This is a genomic window from Bradyrhizobium sp. (assembly GCF_036009065.1).
Lineage (GTDB): Bacteria > Pseudomonadota > Alphaproteobacteria > Rhizobiales > Xanthobacteraceae > Bradyrhizobium.
On the sequence record NZ_DASYMN010000223.1, the window covers coordinates 19,389 to 27,506 of the forward strand.

The window sequence follows — 8,118 nt, forward strand, 5'->3', positions numbered from 1 at the left end:
CGAACGTCCGGCCCGCCCGCGAGAAATTTGAAGTTGGGCAATCACAGGAGGATCGAGCCATGGCGGTTTATAAAGTTATCGAATTGGTGGGTACCAGCACCACGTCCTGGGAAGAGGCAGCGCGTAGCGCAGTGGAACGTGCTTCACAGAGTTTGAGAGACCTTCGCGTCGCCGAGGTTGTCGAACTCGACATGCAAATCACCGATGGCAAGATCGAAGCGTTCCGCGCCAAGGTCAAGGTATCGTTCAAATTTGAAGATCAGCAATAGCAGGAAGATTGCAACGTCATAGTCGATCGGTTGACCGGCGGGTTCAACGGCTCGGTGTCGTTGACCCCGGGCGTTCACGCGCATGGAACGAAGAGCGAGCGGACGATGAAGAAAGCAGATGTTCTCAAGCAGTATACGACGCCGATCGGCGCGCCGGCCTTCGTGCAAGGTCCGCATCGGTTCAGGCGGCGAGAATACCTGAACATCACCTACCGAACCGACCGTGAGGCGCTCGAGAAACTGGTGCCCGAACCGCTCGAAATCGATCAACCGCTGGTTCGGTTCGAAGTGATGAAAATGCCCGACACGACCGGGTATGGCGCCTATGTCGAATGCGGTCACGCCGCGGTCGTGCGCATGGACCAGGAGCAGGGAGAATTTCTGCTGGGAATGTATCTGGATAACCTTCCGGCGATCGCCGCCGGCCGCGAACTCAGCGCTTTTCCGAAGAAATTGGGCTCGGCGAAACTCTTCGTCGACTCCGATACATTGGTAGGCACTCTGGACTACGGCACCTTAAGGGTTGCCACCGCCACCATGGGCTACAAGCACAAGCCGCTCGATCTGGAGAAAGCCAAGCAGGAAGTCGGTGTTCCGACATTCATGCTCAAGATTTTGCCGGGCTACTCAGGACGGCCGCGAATCTGCGAACTGGTGCGCACCCAGATTACCAATGTGACTGTCAAAGGTGCATGGATCGGGCCTGCCCGGCTGCAGTTCTTCGAGCACGCGCTGGCGCCATTTGCCGATTTGCCGGTCCGGGAGATCATTTCCGCCAGCCACATCCTGACCGACCTGACGTTGGCGCCGGCGACAATTGTATACGATTACCTTGCCGAGCAGAACGACCAACCCGGCGAAGCAAAATGAGCGGGCGTGCCATGAATGAAAATAAACCTTCGGACATTCTGGAACGCTATTCGAAAGTCGCCATCATCGGCGCCGGGGTAATCGGAGCGTCGTGGACAGCGGTTTTTCTTGCGCACGGTCTCACCGTCGTGGTCAACGATCCGCGCGATGACGTCGAGGCGGTCGTAGACGGTTACATTCGCAAAGCCACCCCGACGCTCAAAGCATTGGGCTTGCCCACCCAGGATCTGACGAGAAAGCTTCGTTTCGAGGCGAACCTCGATTCCGCCGTATCGGACGTCGATCTCGTCCAGGAGAACGGCCCCGAACGCGTGGAATTCAAACAAGATCTGTGGGCCCGCATCGAGCAGCACGTCTCCCTGCATGCCTTGCTGCTGTCGTCCAGCTCAGCCAAGACCGCCACCGAACAATCTCTCAAAATGAAGAATCCGGGCCGCCTCTTGATCGGCCATCCGTTCAATCCGCCGCATCTCATTCCGTTGGTGGAAATCGTTCCGGGCGAGCAAACCGAACCGGGCGCCGTTGCGGACGCCGTGGCTTTTTACACCGCGGTTGGCAAAGTTCCGCGCGTCCTTCGCAAGGAAATCCAGGGATTTGTCGCCAACCGGCTGCAGCGCGCGATTTTTCGCGAGTGCTGTCATCTGGTGCTGGAGGGTGTCGTCACGGTGGACGAACTCGACGATATCGTGACCAGCTCGATTGGCCTGCGCTGGGCTGCGGACGGGCCATTCCGTTCTTTTCATCTTGGCGGAGGACCCGGGGGCTTCGTCTCGTTTTTCAGGCAATTCGCGCCTGGAATGGAAGCAGCATGGAAAAGTCAGGCCGCGGTGACGCTGGACGCGAAATCCCAGCAGACCATTATTGATCAGGCGCAGGCGTCATTCGCGGCTACTCCACCTGAGAAGCTCGAAGGTGAACGCGACGCCAAGCAGCTCGCAATCCTCAAGGCCCTCGCTTCCGTAAAAGCCAACGGGTGACTATCGACGGTACGATTCTTGGCACGCTGAATTGGGAATACGCGAATGTCGCAATTGATGTTCAAAGGCCTCAAGGTTCTGGATTGCAGCAGTTTTATCGCCGCGCCCGCGGCCGCGACAATTCTCTCCGATTTCGGCGCCGACGTGATCAAGATTGAGCCGCCTGGCGCGGGTGACCCCTATAGGGCCGTTCCCTCGCTGCCGACCATGCCGCAAGCCAAAGAAAATTACGCCTGGATGCTTGCATCGCGCAACAAGCGCGGGCTTGCCCTCAACCTCGCAATGCCGGTGGCGCAGGAAGTGGCGCGCCGCCTGGTCGCCCAGGCCGACATATTCATCACCAACTTCCCGGCCGTCGTGCGCAAGAAGCTCGGTCTTCGATACGGGGATCTCGCCCCTCTCAATGACCGGCTGATCTACGCCTCATTTACCGGTTATGGCGAGCACGGCGAGGAGGCGGCAAAGCCCGGCTTCGACATCACCGCGTGGTGGGCGCGGTCAGGATTGATGGATGGCGTGCGAACGCAAGCAACCGCACCGCCGGCGCGGTCGCTGACCGGCATGGGCGATCATCCATCCGGAATCTCGCTCTACGCAAGCATTGTCATGGGGTTGTATCAGCGGCAGCTTACCGGCAAAGGCGCGCATGTTGGAACATCGCTGCTGGCCAACGGGATCTGGTGCAATGGCGTGATGGCACAGGCGGCCTTGTGCGGCGCCCAGTTCATCGATCGCCCGCCGCGCGAGCAGGCTCTGAACGCCTTCACCAACTACTATCAATGCCGCGACGGGCGCTGGTTGATCCTCACGATTCTCAACGAGGCACGGCAGTGGCCGGTTTTCATCAAGTGCCTTGGACGGGAAGACCTGCAGAACGACCCGCGTTTTGCAACGAGTCGGGATCGAATGACGCACGCTGTAGAGTTGACCGCGGTTCTCGACAAGACGTTTGCGACCAGGGATCGTTCGGAATGGCGGGATATTCTTTCCGCGGGCGGAATCGTATTCGACGTCGTGGCTTCCGCGCAGGACATCCCAAATGACAAGCAGATTTTGGCCAACGAAATCCTGGTGCCATTCGATAACGAGACCGTCCTGACCGTCGCCAGTCCGATCTCCGTTGAGGGCCAGGACAAGGTGACGCCGCGCCGCCCGCCCGATGTCGGCCAGCACACCGACGAAGTGTTGCGCGAAGCCGGTTATGACGCCGCCACGATCGTAAAGCTTCGCGCGGACGGCGCGGTCGCATAACCGACGACGCCGGCCGTCCGGTGATCACCTTGGGAGATGACCATGAAAATCGAAGAGCTGTTCAGCGTGCGGGGCAAGGTGGCGCTGGTGACCGGCGGAAGCCGCGGTATCGGTGAGATGATTGCGCGCGCTTATGTCGAGAACGGCGTCAAGGTTTACATCACCGCGCGCAAGGCGGACGCTTGCGACGCACTTGCCAGCGAGCTCTCGAAATCCGGTGAATGCATCTCGATCCCCGGCGATATTTCCCGCATGGATGAAATCGATCGCCTCGGCGCGGAAATCGAAAAGCGCGAGCACAAGCTCGACATTCTGGTCAATAATGCCGGCGCCAGCTGGGGAGCTGATTTCTCGACGTTCCCGGAATCCGGATGGGACAAGGTCATGGACCTGAACGTCAAATCGGCTTTCTTCATGACCCAGCGGCTCTTCAAGTTGCTGCAAGCAGCGGGCTCAAAGGACGACTATGCGCGTGTCATCAACATTGGATCGATCGAAGGCATGCGGACCTCGCATCTCGAAGCCTATTCATATGCTGCGTCCAAGGCCGCGATACTGCATGTGACCCGCATGATGGCGAAGTATCTCGCGAAAAGTAACATCGCGGTCAACGCCATCGCGCCCGGTTATTTTCCGTCGAAGATGACAGACGCTATCCCGGACGAGGAAAGCGACGTGATCGAAGGCAATACACCTATGCGGCGCTGGGGCCGCCCGGAAGACATGGCGGGCGCGGCACTGTATCTGGCCTCGCGCGCCAGCGGTTTCGTGTGCGGATCGACCGTGGTGGTCGATGGCGGATTGGCTACCACAGGGTAAGTGAAGTGCAATTCCGTTTGCCGGGATATAGCGCCGGGCCTCGTTCCAGCGGATGCTGCGCGCGCTTCTCCGCGAGAAGTCATCGTGGTTGCACGCGACAAGGGAGCGCAGTTGGAGACGGTTTGACAAAATCGGCGTGACGCCGCGTCCGGTGCATGCCAGTATCCCGGCATAATCAAAGCTCGCGCACGTCGGACGAAGCGCGGCTGCCAGGGAGGGAACTGCCCAACGTCCGCGCAGGCGGCGACGCTTTCCTTTGGCCTAACGGTCCGTTGGCGTCGCATGGGACAACAGATTGTCCATCGTCTGCTGATTTCGTTCCCCGCTCTGCTCGGGGTTCTGTTCCTCTGTTTTTGTCTGTTGCTGGTGGTGCCGGCGGATCCGGCGATGATCATCGCCGGGCCCGACGCCAGGGCCGAGACCATCGCCGCCATCCGCCTCGAGCTTGGCCTCGACCGCTCGATCCCGGTGCAGTTCTTCGAATACATCCTGCGGGTTCTGCGCGGCGATCTCGGCCGCTCGATCATTTCGAACCGCATGGTGAGCGAAGAACTGGCGATGACCATCGGCCCGACCGTCGAACTGATGCTGGGCGCGATGCTGATCGCGGTGCCCAGCGGGCTGGCTCTGGGAACGCTGGCGGCGGTCAATCGCGGCCGGCTCGCCGATCGCGTCATCATGGCTTGCTCGGTGGCCGGGGTTTCCATGCCGGTGTTCTTCATCGGCCTGATCCTGATCCAGTATGTCGGCTTCAAATGGGCATTGTTGCCGTTCACCGGCCGCACCGGGCCGGTATGGGACGGTGGATTGCCGAGCCTGATCCTGCCCGCCACCACCTTGGGGCTGGTGCTGATCGGTCCGATCGCGCGGCTCACGCGTACCGCCGTGCTGGAAGTGCTGGGCGCCGACTTCGTCCGCACGGCGCGCGCCAAGGGACTGCGCGAGACGGCGGTGATCGTCCATCACGCGCTGCGCAATGCCATGATCCCCGTCGTCACCTTGATCGGGTTGCAGGCGGCCTTCCTGCTCGGCGGGGCCGTGGTCACCGAAACGATGTTTTCCTGGCCCGGCGTCGGCCGGCTGGCGGTCGGCGCCATCGTCTCCAGCGATTTTCCGACCGCGCAGGGCGCGATCATGATCCTCGCCATCGCCTTCCTGTCGATCAACCTCCTTGTCGACGTGGCCTACGTCTATCTCGATCCCAGGGTGCAGCGCCGATGAGCGTCGAGGTTCTGGATTCCGCTTTTGTCGCCGAGCCCGAACCCGCGGCCTTCGTCCGCGCCGGCGTGATGCGCCGCCTGTCACGCGACCGGGTGGCGGCCGCAGCCGCGTTGACGCTTACGGGAATCGTGCTGGCGGCGCTGCTGGCGCCGTGGATCGCGCCGTACGATCCCTACTTCACTGACCTTACCAAGGTGATGCAGCCGCCCGGCGTCGAGCACTGGTTCGGCACCGACAACACCGGCCGCGACATCCTGAGCCGGGTGATCTTCGGCACGCGCAACACCCTGATGCTCGGGCTGGTGGGCGTGACCGTCGGCGGCCTGATCGGCGGCATATTGGGCATCCTCGCCGCCTACTACCGCCGGCTCGACGGCTGGATCATGCGGCTGGTCGACGTGATGCTGGCGTTTCCGGCGATCCTGATCGGGCTTGCGGTGGCCGCGATCTTCGGCGCCGGGCTCGCCGCCGTGGTCATTGCGCTGGTGGTCGCCACCGTGCCCGACGTCGCGCGGGTGGCGCGGGGCGCCGCGGTCGGCGTCATGGGCCAGGAATTCATGGAAGCCGGCCGCGCGGTCGGAGTGACGGACGGCGCGCTGATCTGGCGCTACCTGACGCTGAACTGCATTTCGACGATCTTCGTGTTCCTGACCTTGCGCTTCGGCCAGATCATCCTGATCGGCTCGGCGCTGGGCTTCCTTGGCATGGGCGCGCAACCGCCCACCGCCGAACTCGGCATGATGGCGGCGCAGGGCCGCGACTTCCTGTTCATGGCGCCGCATATCGCGACGGTCCCGAGCTGTGCGATCTTCGTGATCGTGCTGGCCGCCAACCTTCTGGGCGACGCCTTCCGCGACGTCCTCGATCCGAGGCTGCAGACATGATCAGAACCGTCCTGAGTGGTGCATTGGCGCTAGGCATTGCGGCCCCCGCATCGGCGCAGACACTCACCATCCCGGTTCTCAAGATCAACATGCACCAGGTGGCCAACAAGAAGATCAAGGGAGCGCGGCCGCACATGATCTACCAGAACACGTTCTACAAGGGTCTGGACGCGTCGCTTTAAACAATCAACCAAGGGAGCAAACGACGATGCGTGGCATTTTCGCGACGGCTGTGGCGCTGCTGGGAGTGGTCGGAGCGTCCTCGGCGGCCGGGGCGCAGACCTTGAAGATGATGAAGGCGCTCGACGCACCGCATTACGATGGCCAGCGCACCACATGGTCGCCAAGCTCGGACATCGTCAACATGTTCCAGGATACGCTGGTGGCGATGGACTGGGACGGCAAAACGGCGATCCCCTACCTCGCAAAGTCGTGGACGATCAGCGAGGACGGCAAGACCTACATCTTCAAGCTGCGCGACGACGTGCAATTCTGCTCCGGCAAGAAATTCACCTCCGCCGACGTGATCTATTCGTTCAAGCGCCTGCTCAGCCCCGAGCTCAAGGCGCCGCTGGCCTGGCGCGCCGGCAACATCAAGGAACTGCGCGCGCCCGATCCCTACACCGTCGAATACGAACTGAACGAACCGTTCGCCGACCTGTTGCTCCAGCTCACGATGTTCACCACCGCGATTCACAACCAGGAGAGCGTCGAGGCGCTCGGCAAGGATTACGGCATCAAGGCGATCGACGGCACCGGGCCGTGGTGCTTCGAGAGCTGGCAGCCGCGCACCGAGATCGTGCTGAAGCGCCACGACGCCTACAAATGGGGCCCCTCGATGTACGCGAACAAGGGGCCGGTCAAATTCGAGAAGCTCAGCATCAAGATCGTGCCCGAGGACTCCAGCCGCGTCGCCGCCATGCTGGGCGGGCAGTTCGACATCACGCACCAGATTCCGATTGCGTTCATCCAGCAGGTCAAGGCCGCGCCCACCCTCAATGTCCAGGAGGCGCTGCCGAACTTCCAGCTGATGTATTACGGCTACAAGACCACGCGGCCGATGGTCGCCGACAAGCGCGTGCGCGAGGCGATGAACATCGCCATCAACCGCGCCGACATCGTCAAGGGCATCATGCTCGGCAATGCCGAGCCGGCCTACACCTTCATCGACCCCAAGGCGCTCGACTTCGCCGATTCCACCAAGGGGCTCATCAAGGAGGATGTCGAGCGCGCCAAGCAATTGCTCGACGACGCCGGCTGGAAGGTCGGCGCGGACGGCATTCGCGAGAAGGACGGCGTCAAGCTCGCGCCAAAAGTGCTGTTCACGCAGGTCGCCTATTTCGGGCGCGTCTCCGAAGCGATCCAGGGCTACATGCGCAAGATCGGTATCGACTGGAAGATCACAGGCTTCGACTCCACGATCGCGCCCGCCGAGATGGCCAAGCAGGATTATGAGTTGTGGACGGTGACGTTTCCCTACATCTCGGCGGGCGACCTGCTGAACTTTTATTTCGATTCCAGGAACATGCCGGCGCCCAACCGGATGAACTGGAATGACGCCAAGACCGACGAGTATCTGAAGATGGGCCGCGCCGCGCTGACCGACGTCGATCGCACCAAATACTATGCGCTGGCCCAGCAGCGGGTCACCGAAGAGCATCTCTGGATGCCGGTGATGAATGTCGCCATGTACACCACCAGCCTCAAGAAACTGAAGGGCGTGCGGCCGCACATGCTCTACCAGAACACCTTCTACAAGGGCCTGGACTATTCGTTCTGACATGGCGCCGTTGCTCGAAGTCCGCGGCCTGCGGACCCACTTCCGCA

The 8,118-nt window shown here is 61.6% G+C and carries 9 protein-coding genes; all 9 read left to right on the forward strand.

What is annotated here, in order from left to right:
• Nucleotides 1-59 precede the first annotated feature (59 nt).
• The 9 genes from VGP39_RS13665 to VGP39_RS13705 all read left to right on the forward strand — a co-directional run bounded on the left by VGP39_RS13665 (nucleotide 60) and on the right by VGP39_RS13705 (nucleotide 8,071).
• Nucleotides 60-269 carry a dodecin family protein gene (locus tag VGP39_RS13665; protein WP_327568637.1) on the forward strand — a complete coding sequence of 70 codons (210 nt, stop codon included), beginning with the start codon at nucleotides 60-62 and terminating at the stop codon, nucleotides 267-269.
• Nucleotides 270-374: 105 nt separating this feature from the next.
• A complete protein-coding gene (locus VGP39_RS13670; RefSeq protein WP_327568638.1) occupies nucleotides 375-1,139 on the forward strand; it encodes an acetoacetate decarboxylase in 765 nt (254 codons plus the stop codon).
• Nucleotides 1,136-2,116, forward strand: coding sequence for a 3-hydroxyacyl-CoA dehydrogenase NAD-binding domain-containing protein (locus tag VGP39_RS13675; RefSeq protein WP_327568639.1), 981 nt, complete (start codon nucleotides 1,136-1,138; stop codon nucleotides 2,114-2,116). Before VGP39_RS13670 ends, VGP39_RS13675 begins: the two co-directional genes overlap by 4 nt.
• A 45-nt stretch (nucleotides 2,117-2,161) precedes the next feature.
• Nucleotides 2,162-3,367 (forward strand): CoA transferase, encoded by a 1,206-nt coding sequence (locus VGP39_RS13680; RefSeq protein ID WP_327568640.1) that lies wholly within the window; start codon nucleotides 2,162-2,164, stop codon nucleotides 3,365-3,367.
• A gap of 42 nt (nucleotides 3,368-3,409) precedes the next feature.
• The gene (locus tag VGP39_RS13685; protein WP_327568641.1) at nucleotides 3,410-4,186 is read left to right on the forward strand and encodes an SDR family oxidoreductase; all 777 of its coding nucleotides are present in this window, start codon (nucleotides 3,410-3,412) and stop codon (nucleotides 4,184-4,186) included.
• 282 nt (nucleotides 4,187-4,468) lie between these two features.
• Nucleotides 4,469-5,407: an ABC transporter permease gene (locus tag VGP39_RS13690; RefSeq protein WP_327568642.1), complete on the forward strand. Its 939-nt coding sequence runs from the start codon at nucleotides 4,469-4,471 to the stop codon at nucleotides 5,405-5,407.
• Nucleotides 5,404-6,291, forward strand: coding sequence for an ABC transporter permease (locus tag VGP39_RS13695; RefSeq protein WP_327568643.1), 888 nt, complete (start codon nucleotides 5,404-5,406; stop codon nucleotides 6,289-6,291). Before VGP39_RS13690 ends, VGP39_RS13695 begins: the two co-directional genes overlap by 4 nt.
• Entirely contained in the window at nucleotides 6,288-6,473 is a 186-nt protein-coding gene (locus VGP39_RS13700) for a hypothetical protein (protein WP_327568644.1), read from the forward strand. Before VGP39_RS13695 ends, VGP39_RS13700 begins: the two co-directional genes overlap by 4 nt.
• A 26-nt stretch (nucleotides 6,474-6,499) precedes the next feature.
• A complete protein-coding gene (locus VGP39_RS13705) occupies nucleotides 6,500-8,071 on the forward strand; it encodes an ABC transporter substrate-binding protein (protein ID WP_327568645.1) in 1,572 nt (523 codons plus the stop codon).
• Nucleotides 8,072-8,118: the final 47 nt, after the last annotated feature.

Excerpts from the sequence above, each read along its gene's own strand:
- VGP39_RS13665 (WP_327568637.1), top strand. The coding sequence starts at position 60 with ATGGCGGTTTATAAAGTTATCGAATTGGTGGGTACCAGCACCACGTCC.
- VGP39_RS13670 (WP_327568638.1), top strand. The coding sequence starts at position 375 with ATGAAGAAAGCAGATGTTCTCAAGCAGTATACGACGCCGATCGGCGCG.
- VGP39_RS13675 (WP_327568639.1), top strand. The coding sequence starts at position 1,136 with ATGAGCGGGCGTGCCATGAATGAAAATAAACCTTCGGACATTCTGGAA.
- VGP39_RS13680 (WP_327568640.1), top strand. The coding sequence starts at position 2,162 with ATGTCGCAATTGATGTTCAAAGGCCTCAAGGTTCTGGATTGCAGCAGT.
- VGP39_RS13685 (WP_327568641.1), top strand. The coding sequence starts at position 3,410 with ATGAAAATCGAAGAGCTGTTCAGCGTGCGGGGCAAGGTGGCGCTGGTG.
- VGP39_RS13690 (WP_327568642.1), top strand. The coding sequence starts at position 4,469 with ATGGGACAACAGATTGTCCATCGTCTGCTGATTTCGTTCCCCGCTCTG.
- VGP39_RS13695 (WP_327568643.1), top strand. The coding sequence starts at position 5,404 with ATGAGCGTCGAGGTTCTGGATTCCGCTTTTGTCGCCGAGCCCGAACCC.
- VGP39_RS13700 (WP_327568644.1), top strand. The coding sequence starts at position 6,288 with ATGATCAGAACCGTCCTGAGTGGTGCATTGGCGCTAGGCATTGCGGCC.
- VGP39_RS13705 (WP_327568645.1), top strand. The coding sequence starts at position 6,500 with ATGCGTGGCATTTTCGCGACGGCTGTGGCGCTGCTGGGAGTGGTCGGA.